This is a genomic window from Bacteroides sp. ET71, from assembly GCF_023336905.1.
Lineage (GTDB): Bacteria > Bacteroidota > Bacteroidia > Bacteroidales > Bacteroidaceae > Bacteroides.
On the sequence record NZ_JAMBLS010000001.1, the window covers coordinates 282,862 to 302,468 of the forward strand.

A 19,607-nucleotide genomic window follows, 5' to 3' on the forward strand; every position below is an offset into this window, starting at 1 on the left:
ATTAGTAACAAACAATTAAATATAGGAGATTACAACTATGATGCCTTCAAGAAGAAATTACAATCAGAACTGGTTACCGAGTATCTTTAATGATTTCTTTGATAACGACTGGATGGTAAAAGCCAATGTTACGGCACCGGCCATCAATGTCATCGAAAGTGACAAAGACTACAAAGTCGAAGTGGCCGCCCCGGGTATGACGAAGGACGATTTCAACATCCATCTGAGTGAAGACAATGAATTGGTCATCACGATGGAAAAGAAGAATGAAACGAAAGAAGAGGACAAGGAAAACAAGAAGTACTTGCGCCGCGAGTTCTCTTACTCGAAGTTCCAACAGAGCCTTGTGCTGCCGGACGACGTGGAGAAAGAAAGAATCAGCGCCAACGTCAGCGACGGTGTGCTGACCATTGATTTGCCGAAACGCACGCCTGAAGAAAAGGCTAAAGTCAACCGTGTTATCGAGATTCATTGATAACGGGTAAGTATAAAAAGTCCCCCTCTGTGCCGAAAGGTGCGGAGGGGGATTTTTTGTGTCCGTGCCCGTCGTTAAAGAGCCTCCAGCCGATGCAGCAGTGAATCGCACAGCGTGGTGAACTGCGGCCGGTTCTGCGCACTAATGGGTTTCTTGGGCTGTGACTTGATGGTGAGCGGATTGATGGGCTTGCCGTTTTCGTGCACACGGAAATCCAGGTGCGGGCCGGTGGACAGACCGGTGGAGCCGACGTAACCTATCACTTGCTTCTGCTTCACCTCCGAACCGACTTGTATGCCTTTGGCAAAACGCGACAGGTGCATGTAGGTGGTGACGTAAGTCCGGTTGTGGCGAATTTTGATGTAGTTGCCGCCTCCGTTGCGTTGGTAAGCCTTGGCTATCACTTTCCCGTTGCCCACGGCGTAGACGGGAGTGCCAGCCGGAGCGGCATAATCGACACCGTGGTGAGCACGGTAACGCTTCAGCACCGGATGGAAGCGGGCGTTGGAGAAACGCGAAGAGATGCGGTAGAAATCCAGGGGTGCCTTCAGGAAGGCGCCCTCCAGGCTGTTGCCCTGTTCGTTGTAATACAATTCTTCACCTTCCTGCACGAAGGGGATGGCGTAGTACGTGCTGTCCGAATGGCGGAAAGCGGCGGCCAGGACGTGAAAGTTGTCCAGCGCCTTGTCGTCGACGTATTCCTGCTCGTAGATGACGCGGAACTCGTCGTCCTTCTTCAAATCGAAAAAGTCGATAGACCATCCGTAGATGCCGGACAGTACCATCGCCAGCAAAGGCGACGTCTCGCGGTTCTGCATGGCCACCCAGAGCGACGACTCCACGCGGCCTTTCACCGTCTTCTGCCGCCACACCGAGGGATTCTCGCCCCGGCGCACGGAGTAATCGCCCCGCAGGTCGAAAACGACGTATGACTTCGGACTTTCTTCATACACCAGGAACACGGTCTGCGGCACGCTGTCGCGGGTGGTAAAGACAGCATACGACTGGCCGGCACGGATGGTTCGCACGTCGAACACGCCTTCCGCCCGTTCGTTGACCCGGTGCACTTCGCGATGTGACAGGCCGTGGTCGGAAAGAATATATGACAAGTTTTGCCCGGACTTGACGATTCCGTAGTCCACTTCGTAATCGTCCGTCGGGATGCCATACTTATAGACTATTTCCTCCACTTCCACCGAGTCAGTCACCTGCACCTCGTCCAGCATATCGTCCGCCGTGCGCTTAGGCAGGAAGACCAGGACCAAGGCGGCCACTGCCAGCAGTATGCCGACGGCAATCGAATATTTCTTCTTGATTTTCTGCATGATTCTATCTTTTATAACTTATTGTTTATCAAACGAGTCCGGACAGCGTGCAAGCATCTCCGCCCGAGCGTACACGAAGCGCGGCCCGAGTGCGCGCGGAGCACGCTTCGTGTCCGGCACAGGCAGAGCCCCCGTGCGTAGCTTCCGGAGAGAAAATCCGTTGGGCCGCACAAAAATAAAGAAAAGAATGAAAAGAAGCTAACGCCGCCCCCTATATTTTGCGGTTAAGAGCTTTATTGCTAATATTGCGGCGTCGAAATCAGAATACTTTTATGCTTTTTATCCTCATCGCACTCACCATCTACCTGGGAGCCAACGGCTGGGTGTACTACCATGCCCACATGGCTCTCCAGGGCTGGCCGACGGGTCTGCGCATCGGCTTCGGCCTGCTGTTCTGGGCTGTCGCCCTGTCCTTCATCCTCTTCATGTACATGCGTGGCCGCCACCTGACGCCGTTGGCCGGCCATTGGTTCTACCAGATAAGCACGGGATGGCTCGTGGCCCTGCTGTACCTGACGCTACTGCTGCTGGCCGGACAGTTGCCCCGCCTGGCCGGCATACACATCCCCCACCTGTTCGGCATCTGCACGGGGCTTACGGCCTTGCTGCTGGCCTATGGCTACTGGCACTACCGCCATCCCTCGGTGCGCCATCTGCAAATAGACATCGCCAAACCGGCGGAAGGCATAAAGCACCTGCGCGTTGTGGCCGTGAGCGACGTACACTTGGGATACGGCAACAATCGCCGCGTGCTGGAAAAATATATCACAATGATTAACGATGCCCGCCCGGACGCGGTGTTCATCGCAGGCGACCTGATAGACATGTCCGTGACGCCGCTGTGGCGCGAGCGGATGCAAGAAGCCCTCCGGCAAGTGCATGCCCCACAAGGCATCTACATGGTGCCGGGCAACCACGAGTTCATCAGCGGAATAAAGGAAAGCGAAGCGTTCATCAGCCAGACTCCTGTCTGCCTGTTGCGCGACAGCATAGCCACCCTGACGGGCGGCATACAGATAGCGGGCCGCGACGACCGCAGCAATCGCCGTCGGCTAAAGCCCTCCGAACTTCTCGGCCAGGCCGACCCGTCGCGCCCCATCTTCGTACTGGACCACCAGCCGTATGACGAAGAACTGAAACAAACGGCGGCAGCCGGAGCCGACTTCGCCCTGTACGGCCACACGCACGACGGGCAGGTATGGCCCCTGACCTTGGTCACAAACGCCATCTACCGCCAACCATACGGATACGGGCTATGGGGAAAAATGCAGGCTTACGTCTCGTCCGGACTGGGGCTGTGGGGACCACCCTTCCGCATCGGCACCCGCAGCGAGATGGTCATCATAGACTTTTGCTTCCAATGAGCGCCTGCACATCATCGCCCGAAGGAGACTGGAAGATGCGCAACCCAAACTCGGGAACGATGGCCAACACGTAGTCGAACACATCGGACTGCACGCCCTCATAAGCCACCCAATCCTTGATGCGTGAAAAGAAATACAACTCCAGCGGGATGCCATGCTCCGTAGGCTGAAGCTGACGCACCATGCAGTGCAAGTCGGTGTTGACCACGGGCCGGGTGCGCAACCAGGCCACCAGATAGGCACGCAGCACACCCAGATTGGTCAGCGGCTCTTCGTGCGGGCTTTCCAGATAATCTTTCAGCAAAGACATACCCCGGAACTTCTCCATCATCTGGGGTGTGCAGAAACAGACACTGCGGATGTCGATATTGATACTGCGCTTGACACGCCGACCGCCACTTTCACGCATGGCATTCCAATTCTCGAAAATATCACTCACCAGCAGATAAGGAGGCAAGGTGGCCACGGTGTTGTCCCAATTCCGCACCTTGACAGTCGTGAGCGACACCTCCGTCACCGTCCCGTCCACACCATACTTGGGCATCTTAATCCAGTCGCCCACCTTCAGCATGTTGTTAGCCGAAAGCTGCACTCCGCTGACAAAGCCCATGATGGTGTCCCTGAACACCAGCATCAGCACAGCCGACATGGCGCCCAAACCGCCCAACAGGTTCAGCACTTCCTGCCCCGTCAGTTGGCCAACGATACAGATAATGCCCACCAGCCACATGAGCACCTGCACCGTCTGCACCATACCCTTGAGCGGGCGGTTGCGGTAACGCCCCGTGGCGCTGTAGACCGTATAGACCGCTCCCATGAAAGAATGGCCGAACGACAGCAACGAAAGAATGATTATCACCATGCAGATGCGCTGGATAAGATTTATTGTGGCAGTAGCCGCATCGGCAAAGGCAACGGGGATGAACAAGTACACGATGAGCGGCACGACAATGTGGCTGAGACGCACCATCACCTTGTGGTCGAACACGACATCGTCCCACGTGGCTTTGGTCTTCTTCACCAGGCGGGCGACTGATGTTAACACCAGCCGACGGAATATCTGGTCGGCCAGCAACGCCAGCAGTACCAACAAAAGGAAGGCAATGAAGTGGTCCAACGCATCCGCCGTGTCCGGAGCCATTCCCCAACTCACAAGCAATTTCTTTATGACATTCAATATTTCCATGAAACACTCTTTACTATTACAATTTATCTTTGACAGTCCCCTTGCGCCTTAGCCAAGCAATCACCTTCCGTCCGGTTCCTGCTCACCATCCAAAAAGCGGCGAATATCCTCGCGCACCCACTGATAAAGGAAAAGGTCTTTGTAATTGCTATTCTTGCGAAGCATCAGTTGGACATTTGTCTGGCAGTTCTCATACCCCGTCAGCTCGTTTCGGAACTGTTCGTTATGCTCGGCCAAACGCTTGATTTCCTGCTCGCGTTCCCGGCGCAACTGGGTGCAGATAGGAGCCAGCAGCTTCATCACCACACCGTCCATGATGTGATGTCCCTGTATGTACAGATAGGTTGTGTCCGGCTCCAGCCCCAGCTCCTTCAGCTCGCGCCCCAACGAATCCACTTGGGGTACGTATTGCGGATACAGCTCGCGCAATTCGGCCAGCTTGGCATTGACCGTTTCACGCATCTCGTCCAAACAGCGGTAAGGCTGCTTCAGGCTGACATCGGACAGACGGACGCAAGCATTAAAATCATACATAGGAAAAGTCTCCGTATCTCTCATTCTGTAGAACCAGACATTCCACAAAAAGAGTGGATAAGCAATCTGCGAATAACGGCGCATGAAAGCAGGCAAATCCAACACAGGACGGTCGTTCAATGTGGCCATCACACACACTTCGTGCAAACTTTCGGCGTAACACTGAAAGTTCTCGATAGCATAGGCATACGTCTGGAAGATATAAGGATTCCGGTTGATTTTGCGCGAGACGCGCGTAGCCCCTTGAAGCAGGAAATCGTAGTCACTGTCCACGCAGGCAATAAGGCTGTACCCCAGCTCATCAGTGTTCAGTGTATTCATCAGCACCATCTTCTTGCCCTTAGCCAACGAAGTGGACGAGGGAAGCATTACCTGAAAATACCGCGTATCGTCTTCAAATTCGGACAGCAACGTCCGCCAGAAAGCCACGTCATCATAACTCTCCACATAGGCCACGATGCGACGGCGCTTCTTCTTTGGAGAGAGCCGTCGGGCAGCATCCAAATAGGCAGATGTCAAATTATGGCGCAGAGTAGTAGGCATAATCGTTGATTTAGAGGGCTGTGGAAATTTCGCTTACCTCGGTCACTGCATCCATCCACCCCTCCATGATGACAGCCGGCGAATGAGTGGTGAGAATGAGTTGCAGGTTCGGGTTCAGTTCGCGTATCATGCCAATCAGTTTCTGTTGCCAGTCCACATGCAGCGAGGCTTCCGGCTCGTCCATGAAGAGGACACAATGACCGCCGTCACGCACCAATACTGTCAGCAGAATGACCAGCATCTGTTTCTCGCCCGAAGACAATTTATAGGGCGACAAACGTTCTCCACCTTGCAGAAAAACGATGTCATTGCTCTTGCGGTCAATCGTTTTGCCCGTGTAAGCAAAAAGTCCGTCTACCAAGTCCTGGAACTTACGTTTGGGAGCAGATAGCGAAGGAGCTTGCTGGCGCTGCTCGTCCGTGCCACTCAAAAGCTCTATCATCTTATTGCCCACGTTCACCTGATAATCCAGATAACGGCGCTGCAAAAGGTAAAGTTGCCAGTCCAACTCCGACTTCACTTCCGGGTCGGCCATGCGGGCGGTAAAATCGCCCATCACCAACGGACGGTCGTAACTGCGGATAACATCGTAAGGAATATAGGTTGCTTCTGGATTGTCAAACGATACACGCACGCCGTTCTTCATATCGCGTTTCACCTCTCCCGTGGTTTGCTCCAGATAACTGACCGAACGATTCAGGATGGTGGTCTTCCCCACTCCGTTGATGCCAGCCAAGATGTTGACATCCGGGCGCAAGTCCCAAGCAATGTCATATCGGTGCCACAACCCATGTATCTCGATGCGTTTAATATAGTTTGCCGGTATTTCCATAGTAGTAATCTTAAACACACGGGCAAATATAGCAAATAATAGAGGATTCTCGCTACACTCAGCCCCGTTTTTAACGTCACACTTCTTCGAAAGCTTTGTCGTAACATACCATGCCTTGTACTCCTTCCAAGCCTCCGGGACATAGCTCAATGGCCATGCAACAGTCCTCCGGGACATCGTAGGAGAACGTAATATTCCAACTGGACGCCTTCCGATAGCCCAGACGGGGATAATAGTCTTTATGTCCCAACAATACGGCAGAACGATAGTTCAAGGCAGCAGCACACCGGTGGGCCTCCAACACCAAAACACTTCCTATGCCCATCCGCTGCCACGCCGGCAGCACACTCAGCGGAGCCACGCCCAAAGAAAGAGTTTCCTTGCCAGCGGCCGAAACAATCCGTACACGCGTCAAGAGAATATGACCTACGATTTCGCCCTTGGGGCTTTCTGCCACTAAAGAAAGTTCCGGGATAAAAGCTTCAGAATGGCGCAAACGTTCCACCAGCAAATGTTCTTTGTGGTCGCTCTCTGCGACGTCTCTAAAAGCCGATTCTATCAAAACCTTGACAGTAGGAATGTCTTCTGGACGCTCTTGGCGGATACGATAGTTCTTTTCGTTAAAGGTTTCCATTGTTTTCTTTCTCTCTTAACTCGCCAAAATAGGTATCCAGCAATTCTTTGGCAGCCACAAACGAGGTGAGCCCGCCTTGCAATACTTGCGCCTCTTTGTCAGCCAGCATAGTTTCGATACGTGGATTGTGGTAGAAACTGTCGCGCAGGTGTTCGTTGATGGTCTCATACATCCAATACTTGCTTTGCTCGTTGCGACGATAGTCAAAGTAACCGTTCGCTTTCACAAAGTCAATGTAACTGTACACCATGTCCCAGATTTCTTTTACGCCCAGGTTATAGAAACCTGAATAAGTAAGCACTTGTGGTGTCCAGCCGCTTTCGGGAGCCGGGAAAAGATGAAGCGCATTACGGAATTGATTGGCAGCCAGCCTGGCCCGTTCCAGGTTGTCGCCGTCGGCTTTGTTGATGACAATGCCATCGGCCATCTCCATGATGCCGCGCTTGATACCTTGCAACTCGTCGCCCGTGCCGGCCAACTGGATAAGCAGAAAGAAATCTACCATGCTGTGCACGGCTGTCTCGCTTTGTCCCACGCCAACGGTCTCTACAAATATCTTGTCGAAACCAGCCGCTTCGCAAAGGACAATGGTTTCACGCGTCTTACGTGCCACACCACCCAGCGAGCCGGCCGATGGACTGGGACGGATGAAAGACTTGGGATGTACAGCCAGCCTCTCCATGCGGGTCTTGTCGCCCAAGATGCTACCCTTGCTGCGTTCGCTGCTGGGGTCGATGGCCAAGACGGCCAGCTTGCCGCCATACTGCTCTAAGACGTGCAGCCCGAAGACGTCGATGCTGGTACTCTTGCCTGCACCGGGCACACCGCTAATGCCTACACGGATGGATGCTCCGGAGTAGGGCAGGCATTTTTCTATCACTTCTTGTGCCACGGCCTGGTGTTCGGGGCGGATGCTTTCGACCAACGTGACTGCCTGGCTCAGCACTGTGACGTCACCCCGCAAGATACCATCCACGTATTCGGAAACTGTGAGTTGCCGCTTGTGGTGCTTGCGTTTCAGATAGGGATTGACAGACGAAGGTTGCTCGATGCCTGCATTAACCACCAAGCCTTTGTATGCGTCGTTGTTTTCGGGATGAAACATGGTTTGAGTTTTTAAGTTTATGAGTTTATGGGTTCTTTAGTTTATGAGTTCTTTAGTTTATGAGCTTATGAGTTTTTTGAGTTGGCATAAAGACTATTTATCTACATACAAACTCAAGAAACTCACAAACTCATAAACTTAAAAACTCACCGCTCTACGGGCGGCAGTGATATTTATTTCCATTTTGGGGTGTGCCGGGTCGTTGGTAATCATCAGCACACGCAGATGGCGTCGATGGCGGCCTATACCCCGTTTGGTGACGGTCACGCGCAGCCGGGTGGATTCACCCGGCTGCAAGACGCTTTTCTTCAGATGGACGCCTACAGCGGGATGGAAGACTTGCAGTTTGCTGATGTGCAGCGGAGAGCGCCCTGTGTTGGTGACGGTGATGTCTGCCTTGGCTTTGCGCTTCCCCTCCAGCAGATGGCTCAAGTCGAGTTCATGGGCCGAGAGGCTGGCGACGGGTGCGTTTTGCAGTTCAGTCTCGGTCAGGCCGGAGAAATCGGGCAGCAGCACGGCCGAGAGAGGCAGTTCGTTCTCCTCGCCCACTTTGTCGCCCGAGAAGCGCGACAGGTAGACGGAGGTCTGCGTCAGTCCCAGGTCGGTCAGCTTTTCTGTGTCGAGCGTCAGGATGACGGTCCCCTTCTCGCCCGGTTGAAGAACCGCCGGACGGGCTTCTGCCTGCAAGTAGGGGGGCAGGTGCATCAAGACGGGTTCGTAGGGCAAGGGCGACTGGTTGGCAACACCCAAGCGCAAGACCGGATTCTCTCCACGGTGGGCATCGGGGAAGTCAAGCGCCTCCATGCTGAGGCGGATTTGCCCGATGGCGTAAGGGTGGGTCTGCGTGAAGTCTTTCAGCTCGCGCACCACCTCTCCGTCCAGGTAGAGATAGACCACGTGGGGCTCGGCATTGGTAAAGACGGCTATTGATTTCTGGAAATGTCCCAAGGCTTCGGCATCGAACGTCACACTTACCGTGCCGGTTGCTCCCGGTGCGATAGGGGTCTGCGTCCATTGGGCCACAGCACAGGCGCAGTCCGGTTCCACGTCGCTGAGCACCAGGGGCTGGTTGCCGGTGTTGGTGACGAGGAAGTCAGCCGTCACCGGATGCTTCCATTCTATCTGCCCCAGGCTGTGGCGGGCGGTGTTCGAGGTGAATCGGGCCTGTGCCGCGACGGTGGCAGAGAGGCAAGTGGTTGCGTATAAAAGGATTAAAAACTTCTTCATTGTTTCCGTTGGATTGACTTCACAAAAATAGAGTTTTTCGGCGAAACAGCCTAATCTGAGAGCGTGCAAAATCTGTTTTCCCTCACCCATCGCCGTCCGGCTCAGGCCTCCGGCTCGGATGAAGACAGGAAAATAGCCCGGGCGTAAGGAGACGGACGGGACGGCAAATGAATGACGGACGAGACGGGAAGTAGCTACATATCGGTGCGGCAACCTATATGCCGACGCTGCGGACAATTCATCGCACGGCGTGCGATAATATATCACGGCACACTATAAAAAACAGACAGGTATGAAGACAATCTTCCGGACGCAGGAAAGAAGAATTATCAGCCGTAGAAAAGAAGGAGATATCGGCCGTGGGAAGAACAGGTATCGGCCGCGGGGATAAAAGAAGAGGGTGTGCCGTCATATGAATGGCACGCAGATGACGCTGATTAGATGGATTCCCACAGATTTCTTCAGTGATATATCATATAATCTGCGGTCATCTGTCCCATCTGTGTCATCCGCGTGCCATACGCCATTACGGCACACCCTCTACCGGCACGGCTTCCGGCTACTTGCCTTCACCCACCTGCAGCGTGGCACCGGCCGAATGTGAGGCATATTCCGGAGCATAGGCACATTGCACGGTGGCGATGCCGGCCTCGTAGAGACCACTGCGTGCCACGCGCTGACGGTGTTCCAGGACATAGACGCCTTTGCCCAGTGAGTCGAAGAAGAAGCAGGTAGCGGCATCTCCCACCTCTTCATAGCAGGGAACCCGACCCATGCGATAGCCGGACAGGGCATTGACCGGCTCCAGACAAGCCGCACGCTCATCCTTCAGTTGCACGAAGTCCATGGCGCGCTCCACCCGAAGCGTAAGGCGGGAAACGACCATGTCACCCTCGGACAAAGAGACCTCTCCCGTCAACGGGACGAGCGACTTGCTGCCGTCGGCGGCCACACGCTCCAGATAAAGCTGCTTGTCCACCGACAAATCTCCGCCCTGCTGCTTCTGTTCCGACATCGGCGACAGGTACTGGGCATAGACTGCCCCCCAGGCCACGCCTGCATCGCGTTTTTCCACCGTCACGGCCTTGGCCTCCACAACCGGAGACTCCTCGCCATAGGTCTTCCGCACATAGCTCAGACCGGGTACGGAAGACTCGTCCGCCAACGTCTCAAGGGTCTCCCCGCCCACGCTGACACGCACATCGCCACGGCTCTCCAGCCAGTTGCTGCCCGTGCAGAGCAAGGCATAGACGGCATCGGCGGTAGCCACGGGCGAATCCCACGTGGTAGTCTTCTTCTGCTGCAAGAGCCAGAGCTTCATCTCCTCCAGCACCTCGTCACAGCCTCCCTGTACGCGCAGAGCCTCCATGGCCGACACGTGCGAAGGCACAGGCATCATGCCCCAACGGTAAGGAGCGTCGAGGAAGGCGAAGTGTGCCCCCATCTCGTCCTCCCGTACCAGGTGTTCGAGCAGCGAAGCAGCCAAGTCGGCAGCTTGCGCCCGGCCGACCTTTTTCAGAATGACAAGAGCCTGGGACTTGCGCTGTACGGAAGCACTCGTCAATTCGTTCTGTACCTTGGACAGATAATAACGATAAGTCTCGCGGTTGGCAACCGGCACTTCTGTGCCGGAAAGCGCCAGGAGGTACAGATAATCCAAAGTAAAGTCAGAAAGATGCTCCACCTCCACCCGCGGCTGCCGGGTCAGCCAGTCCTGGTAATCCTTGCGCACCTCGCGATGCAGGAAGCCAAAAGCCTTGTCACGCATGGCCACGGCATCGGCATCCAACGCCTGACCCGTCAGCAGCGGCAGGCGCACCAGCAACGTCAAGATGTAGTCGGTGACATAGCGGCTGCCCGGCATACCGGGATACCAGCTCCAAGCCCCGTCGCCGTCCTGCAACTCCTGCAACTTATGCAACGACGACGACAGACGCAGCGACAACGTATTGAGGTCGAACAGCGTAGCGATGCGGGCCATCTGCTCGCTCTCATCGCGAGCCTCCGCCAGCCAAGGCGTCTCGCTCAGCAAGATATTCTTCAAGTCCGGATTCTGCTCCAGGCGCGACACCAGCGTCTCCTTCGTCCCGCCCTGCGCCTTCCAGGCCTCGAACATAGACTGAATACGCGGCTGCGAAGCGGCCATGTAAGCGGCCAGGCTGTTGGCATACCAAGCCGTGGCCCGTGCGATGGCATCCTCGGTCTGTGGCTCGCTCAAGGCGGGCAAAGCCTGCACGGCCATCCACGCCGGATTGCCGGTGAACTCCACAGTCAGGCGACGGTCAGTAGCATTCTTGCTGTCGCGATTGAACAGGCTGTCCAACGAGAAGGTACGCGTTTCCTCGCCACGGACAAACATGGGCACGCTCTCGGTAACAAAAGTCTTGTTGCTCAACACGGGCAAAACGTGTTGCTCACCGTCGCTGAACGCCCCCCCGTCGGCCACGATACGCACGCCCAACAGGTCGTAGCGCTCTGTCACCTCAAAGGTAAACTCCACGGCTGTCGAGCGTCCTTCTTCCGCGGCGAAGCGCTCCTTCTTCTTCGCAAGAACCTTGTCCGTCAAGGGGTCGAAGAGCGTCAACGTCGCAGTGCCCTTCACCGACCCTTGCGTCAGGTTGTTGATGGTGGCAGCCACGTGTGTCTCATCTCCTACCCGCACGAAACGCGGCAGATTGGGCGTCAGCATGAATTCCTTGCTGGTGGTGGCGGTACTTTTCAGCAACCCGGTCAACATATCCTTCGTATGAGAATATCCCCGGAAGTTCCAACGGGTCAGGCTCTCCGGAGCAGTGAAAGAGAAGACCAGCTCGCCCAGCTCGTTCGTCCGCAACTGCGGATAGAAGAAAGCCGTCTCGGCAAAGTTGGTGCGCAGGCCTTCCTGCGGCTCGATGGTGCCCGACTCCTGCGGGGCTTCCAAGGATTCGGAACGGACTACCACCTCTTCCGAAAGCGAAGCGCCGTCTGCGTACATCTTGGCCTGCGGGGCAGCCGCAGCGTTCACAGCCCCGGTGACAGACCGCTGCACAGTGGCGCTGAGGTCTACGCCCAAAGCCTTGGTGCTCTTCACATCCGCAATGCTTATCGTCACTTGGCCCTTGCTGAACATGGCCGGATAGGCTTCGTAGAAGTGGTCGTACTGCCAATAGGGCACCTTCAAGTAATTGGTGGAGAAGTAAACAGCGGACGATGAACTCCCAACATACTGGGTGTGCCAATTATAATAAGGTATATAGCTGTTGAAATAAACCGACAGGCTTTGGCTTTGCTCGAAGATTTGGTCCAACGAGGCATCGTACATCGTGGCCAAGACCTCTGCCGCAGCAGGCAATCCCTGGGGAGTCTTCACCACAAGCTTCCATTCCTCCTGTTGGCCGGGACGCAGACGGTCGCGGAACACCTCCCACTTCATGTCCAACTGACGCGAAGGTTCACGTTTCCTCAAAGAGACTTGTTGGGTATAAAACTCCCCGTCCTTGACAAAGGAAAAACGGACATCCACGCCTTTTCCATAGGATGCTTTGTAGGGATACTCCAAACGGGTGAGTGTGTCGTTCAGTTGCAACACGTTGTGTTCGACACGCCCGGCCTCGCCGTAGACATCGACCAGGACATAAGCATCGCGGCAAGAGGTACCGTAGTAGAAGACGGCAGGCTGCGTTGCATCGAACTCCGTCTGCTCTTCGTAAACGAAATAGGGTTTGAAGACAGGCAAGCGAGTGTCGTGTTTGGAGAAAAGCAAGAACTCTTCGCCTCCATCCTCCACATTACTCTCCTCCTGGCCATCGGGAGCCTTGGCAGAAAGCTCCAAACGATACGCTCCGGAAGGCAACTGTTTCCAATCGTCCAACACAAGACGTTCGCCAGACGTGAAAGTCCCTTCTTTCACCAAAGTCCGAGCCGACTTATCCGCATCCGACTTCCGGTAAAGGCGGTATGTACCCTGAATGTCCATGAGTTGAGAATCATTGTTCCACACACGGAAAGTGGCAGCCAAAGTATCTTCCTTACACAAATTTCCCACAAGCCCGCTGCCGAACTGGTATAAACGGTTCGTGGCACTGAGACGGCGTGTCTCGGCCTGTGTTTCGCCATTCTCGCCCGTCACCGAAGCAGTGACGATGTAAGTGAGCGAACGACCTTCATCCTCCGGCTCAGTTTTCAGGCAAACAGGAAGAGAGAAACGGCCTTCGTCATCGAGCCGGATGGTGTCGGACACCAGCGGTGCAGGCTTTTGCCACATATACCCCCTGCCCCAAGCATCTTGCCGGGTCACGGTGTATGCCAACGGCACTGTCTGGATGGCCGCACCGTTATAGGCTTCTACCCGTCCGGTCAGCATAACGGTATCTCCCAAAGCATAGGCAACCTTCACAGGATCGAAGGTGATGGAGAACGTCGGGCGTTTGTACTCTTCCACCCGGATGCTTTGCATAGCCAAATCGCCCGCTTTGAGCAAGAAATCGCCGTTCAGGCAACTGGCAGGCAAAACAAATTCAGCAGAGAAGGAACCGAAGTCGTTGGTACGTACCTCTTGTTTGGAAACTTCCTTGCGGTTGACATCCAACAAAGAGATGGTATAAGTCCGTCCTTCCAACACACGCGCAGCCTCATCGTCCTGTTCATAAGCAATGCCCTTGACGTAGATGGTCTGCCCAGGGCGGTAGAGCGAGCGGTCGGTCAGGAGCGACAAGTGTTCTTCGGTCTTTTCGACGATAGGACGCACCACACCGTAGGACATACGCTGTGCCGGCAAAAAGGCATCCCCACCCTTTCGAGCCATGAAGCTGTTCATCTTCTTGTCCCACGTCAAGAGGGCACGACCATCGGCACCGGTGGCCGTTTCGCTCACTTTCTTGTCCGTCTGTATATTATAATATGACGAATAGAAACTGAGTTCGACATCCGGTACGGGATGGCCCGTCTTGGCGTCGAGCGTCAAGACTTCCAGCCGATTGTCGGGCAAAGTAAGCGTCAATGCCATCAGACGGGAGAGAGCCACGAGATGGTGGTCGCTCTGCCCGCGCTTGTCGTCGGGCACTACTTGTAGCACGTACAAACCATAGTCGTCGGGCATCGGTAGATGGAACACGGTGTCCAAGCCGATATAGGGCAAATCTTCGGGAAGCACATCTTTTTGAGGCAGAAGCGCCAAGTCGAAGTGGCGGGACTGTACACGGCGTGCGTGTTGCTGCAAGAAATTCCGGTCTATGCCAACGGACGCCAAGAGATTCTCCCGGAGGTCTGTACGATACAGATTCAGGGTGAATCCCTTCTGATTGCAGTAAAAGACGTTTAACGCCAACGAATCTCCCGGATAAGCGACAGACTTGGTCGTAACAGAAAGATTGGGCTGAGTGATACGTTTCTTCAGGTTACGCAGTTCGTTGATGCGCTCGTAAGACGCATAACGCCGGATGCCCTCCTCGCAAACCTGCAACGCCTGCGCTGCCCGGCGGGGAGTCTGGCTGTTGAGCCATTCGGCCTTGGCCAGATAGACCTCGGCACACACCGGACGGTCGCCGTAACGCTCTATCAGTGAGTCCAAGACTGCCAAGTAGGCTGCACCCGAACGCTCCGGCGAAGGATAGTAGCGAAAACGCGACTGGTCGTTCTTCCAAAAGGACAAGACGCTGAGCAGCAAAGCGTCTTCACGGCCGGGGCGTTGCTTGTAAGCGTTTATTTGATTCGTATAGATACGCTCGACACGCTCCTGCACCAGAGCCTCGTCGTAAGAGGTCAAAGCCTGATAGGCTTCGATGGCACGGGTAGAGAGCAAGTGATAAAGGTCGTGCGCATAAAAGCGGCTTCCGTCTTCCAATTCGATAAAGGGCACATAGCCTTCCGCCGAGGCATCCAACAACACAACCGAATCGCGCAGCGCCTCCGTGCAACAAGCATCTACTTTACGGACAAGCTGTCTGGACGTCCACAAACGAATGTCACCCGAAAGGTCGTCACTGTCTACGTCCGTACGGCTGAGCAGTTCGGAACGGTTACGCCGCGCAAAAGCAGCATATTCATCGGCCAGCAACGAATAAAGAATGGCACGCGTCACGGCATCGTTCTCTGACTGTGCCCACTGTTCCAGACGAGGCAGGCGGGAGTAAAGACTGTCCGGCGTCAATTCCTCCTGGTTCACCGCCCGGCAGACATACGCCTTCAGCATCTGTGCGGCGTTATGTTCCTCCAAGCCCTTCCGATAAATCCGGTCGGTCAACTCAATTACCGTTTGCGGCAGGCTTTTCTCCTGCGCCTGCTCCACTTGCGTCCACAACCGGTCGTAGGATTGCGCGTGCAGGACCGAACCCGCCCCCAGCACACACAGCAGCACAAAGCTGCACAAACACTTGATTATTTTCATAAGCCTTTCTTAGTTGGTTTCTTTCTATTAGATACAAAGTAACAACATTAAAGGCTAAGAAATGTTCTTTTAAGCTTAAAAATTCTTGATAGTCCTTTTCCGGAAGAGAGGTTTCACGCTTTCTCCAGACGGCGATACAAATCTTCAACCAGCCCGCAGGCGGTCTCCAAATCCATGCTCCCCGTATTGAGCATCAAGTCGTAATGATGAGGTTCGCCCCATTTGACGCCTGTATAATATTCGTAATGTGCAATGCGGTTGCGGTTGACACGTGCTATTTCAGAGACGGCTCTCTCGGCCGGCACTCCATATTGTTCCACACAACGGCGGCGGGCACTCTCGGCATCGGAATAGCAAAAGACTTTGATGACTCTGGGAGCATCGTGCAGGATGAAGTCCGCACAGCGTCCGATGATGACGCAAGGCCCTTGTGCAGACAGTTCGCGCACAATCTTGCTCTCAGCCACAAACAGCACGTCGTCGGGCGAAAGGCTACGCTCGCGGGGCAGTTCGCTGCTGCCGCCCAGCATGCACTTCAGCCAGAAAGAGGGAATGCTCTGTTCGTTCCGGCGGATATATTCTTCGGTCATGCCGCTGCGCTGCGCCGCCAGGTGGATGAACTCCTTGTCGTACAGGCTGATTCCCAAGTCTTTGGCCAGCATCTCGCCCAACAGGTGTCCGCCGCTGCCGAACTCGCGGGCAATGGTAATCACCGGATAAGCAGCCTGCCCGTGTGTCTCGTCCGGCCTATGTTCCCGTCCCGACCCTATCCAGGAATCAATGAAACGATAGTGGGGAGAGACAAAATGCACAATGGGACCTACCAGCAGGGCTGCCACCAGCGTGCCTTCGCGCACCCCGTAGAGCCCACCCATGAAGCCCAGAGAAAGGAGGCAGGCCACGATGAGCAGAGAAATGTCCAGCCCCAACTTCGTGTAGCCAAAATCGGTCTTGAAGCGCCGTGCGATGGCCCGCACCAGGTATTCGCCTGCCATCAGGGCGACGTCGGCCTTTACCTCGAGGGCAATGCCCAGCGCCAGTATGACGCAGCCTATCAGCAAGTGAACCACCTGTGCGGCGTAGGCCAAGGGCGAGAGCCAGTAGAGCAGACTCATGGAAAGGTCGATGCACGTGCCAAAGAACAGCGTGACGGGAATTTGCAAGAGGAACATCCGCAGGTCGCTCCGCAACTGCGCACGGGTCATCAGCGGCAATTCTATCAGGAGGAACAAGAAGTTGAGGATGATGGTCCATTGGCCCATGGTGAGGGGAGTGAACATACTGGCCACGTAAGTGACGCTGGTGATGGGCGACGTGCCCAACGAAGCTTTCGTGATGTAGGCGATGCCCATAGCGTTGACGAAGAGAGCGAGGGCAAACAGAAGGTAGCGCCTGATAAGGTATTTTTTGTTATCCATATAATATAATAATGTGTTGGCAACCGTTATTGCCAGATAGGCACAAAGATAATCGTTTTATTACAAATTAGTACATTTTTTTAATAAGCATTAACGACGGCTATGACGAGGAAGAGCGACAGCTGTGACGAAGACGGGCGGCGGCTGCGACGAGGAAGAGCAACGGCCGGTGTGCAAAGAAAAAAGGAGCATACCGAACAAGCGGCATGCTCCTCTTTCTGCTTTACTTAGTAAAATATGCTTTATCTTATTTGTTACATCGAGTATCTATAATATTTCATAGACTCCATCCAGTTCTTGCCCATAGCGTTAAAGAAACGCTTCAACGGGTTGCTCATTTTCTTTTTCATAATCGTAAAAATTTAGACTCAGTTGTTTTGTTATCCTACATTTACTTACGGCTTCCGCAGGAGAAGCCTGCATCTTTTTACCTTTGTGCATCGGGGGGCAGATGCTTAAAGCATCACGTAACCCCAAATGTTCTTATCGGCCTTGCCGATATTCTTAAGAATCTTCTTAAACATCTTCATTTCGTTATCCTCCTAATTAATTGTTATCCTTTTTTTGTTCATCGATGACGGTGCAAATGTAGGGCCTTTATGGAAGAAACCAAGGGGTAGAGGGGCGAAAAATATGTTTTATAACACATTTCTTGACCTTCATCAATAAAACGGGAAGGGGGAAAGGCTTTTCTGGCAGCCGCGCATGTCAGTCTCTGCCATCTTGACAGCGAAGTTTGGAGGGAGGGAAAAAGAAGAGAGGGTGTGTCAATATATAAAATTGCACGCAGATGACACAGATACAACAGATGACCGCTGATTATATATCATTGAAGTACAGATGAATCTGTGAGAATCTGTTGTATCGGTGTTATCTGCGTGCCAATATCTCATTATACCCCGCGCTGCCGGAAAGCGGAGAGGCTTTCCGGATTTCTTGGACGAGTGTGTTCAAACTCCTTTATTTCAGCGGAGTCTGTTCCAACGTGGCTACCAGGAAGGCGTAGAATTTAGCCACGGAGGGGATGTAGGCGCGCTCGTCGGGCGAATGGGGCGAACGCAAGGTGGGGCCGAAAGACACCATGTCCAGGCCGGGATAGGTGGCTCCGATGATGCCGCACTCCAGGCCGGCGTGGATGACCTTCACGGCGGGTTCGTTGCCGAACTGCTGCCGGTAGGAGGTGGTCATGGCATGGAGGATGGGAGAATGTACATCGGGTTGCCAGCCGGAGTAGGCGCCGCTGAGTTCTACCTTCATGCCGGCCATCGAGAAGCAGGCCTCGAGGCTGTCGGCCAGGAAGTCTTTCATCGAGTCGGAGGAACTGCGGGCCAGGATGCGTATGTCGACTTTTCCGCCGCCCACGGAGACGATGGCCAGGTTGGAGGATGTCTCTACGGTGTCGGGCACGGTGGGAATCATGCGCATCACGCCGTTCTGGCAGGCCATCAAGGCGTCAATCACGTTGTCTTGTATCTCGACGGGCACTACGGTGGCGGGCATGGGCACTTCTTCCAGATAGAGGCGGATGCCGCTCTCGATGGGGTCGAACTCTGCGCTGAGGGTGTCTTGGTATTCGCGGATGTAGTCTTCCAGGTCGGCCACGTCTGTTGCGTCAAACAGCAGCACGGCATGGGCTTCGCGGGGGATGGCGTTGCGCATGTTGCCTCCTTCGAAGGAGGAGAGGCGGCAGTCGAACTCCATCAGCAGGTCGTGCGTCACGCGGGCCAGCAGTTTGTTGGCATTGGCGCGTCCTTCGTTGATCTCCAGCCCGGAGTGTCCGCCACGCAGGCCTTTCAGGGTGATTTTACGGGCCACGGCCGGGTCGGCAGGTGTTTCTTCTTCCTTGTATTCGAGTGTGGCTGTGATGTCCACGCCTCCGGCGCAGCCGATGTAGAGTTCGCCTTCTTCTTCGGAATCGAGGTTCAGCAGAATCTGGCCATCCAGTTCGCCCGGTTTCAGGCCGAAGGCTCCGTACATGCCGGTTTCTTCGTCCTTGGTTATGAGTGCTTCCAGCGGTCCGTGCTTCAGGTCGGTGGCTTCAAGCACAGCCATGATGGCAGCCACCCCCAGACCGTTGTCGGCACCGAGCGTAGTTCCTTTGGCTTTCAACCATTCGCCGTCCACCCAGGTTTCAATGGGGTCTTTGGTGAAGTCGTGCACGGTATCGTTGTTCTTCTGCGGCACCATGTCCATGTGCGCTTGCAGGATGACGCCCTTGCGGTTCTCCATGCCCGGCGTGGCGGGCTTGCGGATGATGACATTGCCGGCCTCGTCGACCCGCGATTCCAGTCCCAGTTTTCTTCCGAAGTCCACCAGGTATTCGGTGACTTGTTCGCAATGTCCCGACGGACGCGGGATGCGCGTCAGTGCATAGAAGTGCTTCCACACGTTTTGTGGAGCCAGTTGTAAGATTGTGTCCATAACGTATATATAAATAATGAGTAACGAATCGATTGTTTTCGCAAATATAGTCGTTTCTTTGTTTTTTCCCAACAAGATACCGGCGAAATCGACGCACCCCACATAGAGTTTTGTGGCACCCCCCACATAGAACGTTGTGGCACCCCCCACATAGGGCGTTGTGGCACCCCCCACATAGG

12 protein-coding genes are annotated in these 19,607 nt (G+C 54.6%); 2 read left to right on the top strand and 10 right to left on the bottom strand.

Going from position 1 to position 19,607, the window contains the following annotated elements; translation table 11 throughout:
• Nucleotides 1-37 precede the first annotated feature (37 nt).
• A complete protein-coding gene (locus M3090_RS01160; RefSeq protein ID WP_249053566.1) occupies nucleotides 38-475 on the top strand; it encodes an Hsp20/alpha crystallin family protein in 438 nt (145 codons plus the stop codon).
• Nucleotides 476-549: 74 nt separating this feature from the next.
• Here the strand turns inward: M3090_RS01160 and M3090_RS01165 are convergent, their stop codons facing one another.
• Nucleotides 550-1,800, bottom strand: coding sequence for a M23 family metallopeptidase (locus M3090_RS01165; protein WP_249053567.1), 1,251 nt, complete (start codon nucleotides 1,798-1,800; stop codon nucleotides 550-552).
• Between the two features lie 272 nt (nucleotides 1,801-2,072).
• On the opposite strand from M3090_RS01165, the gene M3090_RS01170 reads away from it, so the two are divergent.
• The gene (locus tag M3090_RS01170) at nucleotides 2,073-3,164 is read left to right on the top strand and encodes a metallophosphoesterase (protein ID WP_249053568.1); all 1,092 of its coding nucleotides are present in this window, start codon (nucleotides 2,073-2,075) and stop codon (nucleotides 3,162-3,164) included.
• Here M3090_RS01170 and M3090_RS01175 read toward each other — a convergent pair.
• From M3090_RS01175 to M3090_RS01215, 9 genes are all read right to left on the bottom strand, one after another.
• Nucleotides 3,142-4,350, bottom strand: a complete 1,209-nt coding sequence (locus M3090_RS01175) for a mechanosensitive ion channel family protein (protein WP_249053569.1) — start codon at nucleotides 4,348-4,350, stop codon at nucleotides 3,142-3,144. The two genes, M3090_RS01170 and M3090_RS01175, sit on opposite strands and share 23 nt — an antisense overlap.
• Nucleotides 4,351-4,410: 60 nt before the next feature.
• Nucleotides 4,411-5,427 carry a DUF4435 domain-containing protein gene (locus M3090_RS01180; RefSeq protein ID WP_249053570.1) on the bottom strand — a complete coding sequence of 339 codons (1,017 nt, stop codon included), beginning with the start codon at nucleotides 5,425-5,427 and terminating at the stop codon, nucleotides 4,411-4,413.
• 10 nt (nucleotides 5,428-5,437) lie between these two features.
• Nucleotides 5,438-6,259: an AAA family ATPase gene (locus M3090_RS01185; RefSeq protein ID WP_249053571.1), complete on the bottom strand. Its 822-nt coding sequence runs from the start codon at nucleotides 6,257-6,259 to the stop codon at nucleotides 5,438-5,440.
• A gap of 76 nt (nucleotides 6,260-6,335) precedes the next feature.
• Nucleotides 6,336-6,893 (bottom strand): GNAT family N-acetyltransferase, encoded by a 558-nt coding sequence (locus M3090_RS01190; RefSeq protein WP_249053572.1) that lies wholly within the window; start codon nucleotides 6,891-6,893, stop codon nucleotides 6,336-6,338.
• Nucleotides 6,880-7,998, bottom strand: a complete 1,119-nt coding sequence (gene meaB, locus M3090_RS01195; RefSeq protein WP_249053573.1) for a methylmalonyl Co-A mutase-associated GTPase MeaB — start codon at nucleotides 7,996-7,998, stop codon at nucleotides 6,880-6,882. Before meaB ends, M3090_RS01190 begins: the two co-directional genes overlap by 14 nt.
• A 138-nt stretch (nucleotides 7,999-8,136) precedes the next feature.
• Nucleotides 8,137-9,225, bottom strand: a complete 1,089-nt coding sequence (locus M3090_RS01200; protein ID WP_249053574.1) for a DUF1573 domain-containing protein — start codon at nucleotides 9,223-9,225, stop codon at nucleotides 8,137-8,139.
• A gap of 559 nt (nucleotides 9,226-9,784) precedes the next feature.
• Nucleotides 9,785-15,589 (bottom strand): alpha-2-macroglobulin family protein, encoded by a 5,805-nt coding sequence (locus M3090_RS01205; RefSeq protein WP_249053575.1) that lies wholly within the window; start codon nucleotides 15,587-15,589, stop codon nucleotides 9,785-9,787.
• A gap of 113 nt (nucleotides 15,590-15,702) precedes the next feature.
• Entirely contained in the window at nucleotides 15,703-17,007 is a 1,305-nt protein-coding gene (locus tag M3090_RS01210) for a cytidylate kinase family protein (protein ID WP_249053576.1), read from the bottom strand.
• 960 nt (nucleotides 17,008-17,967) lie between these two features.
• Nucleotides 17,968-19,428, bottom strand: a complete 1,461-nt coding sequence (locus tag M3090_RS01215; protein WP_249053577.1) for an aminoacyl-histidine dipeptidase — start codon at nucleotides 19,426-19,428, stop codon at nucleotides 17,968-17,970.
• Between the last annotated feature and the right edge of the window lie 179 nt (nucleotides 19,429-19,607).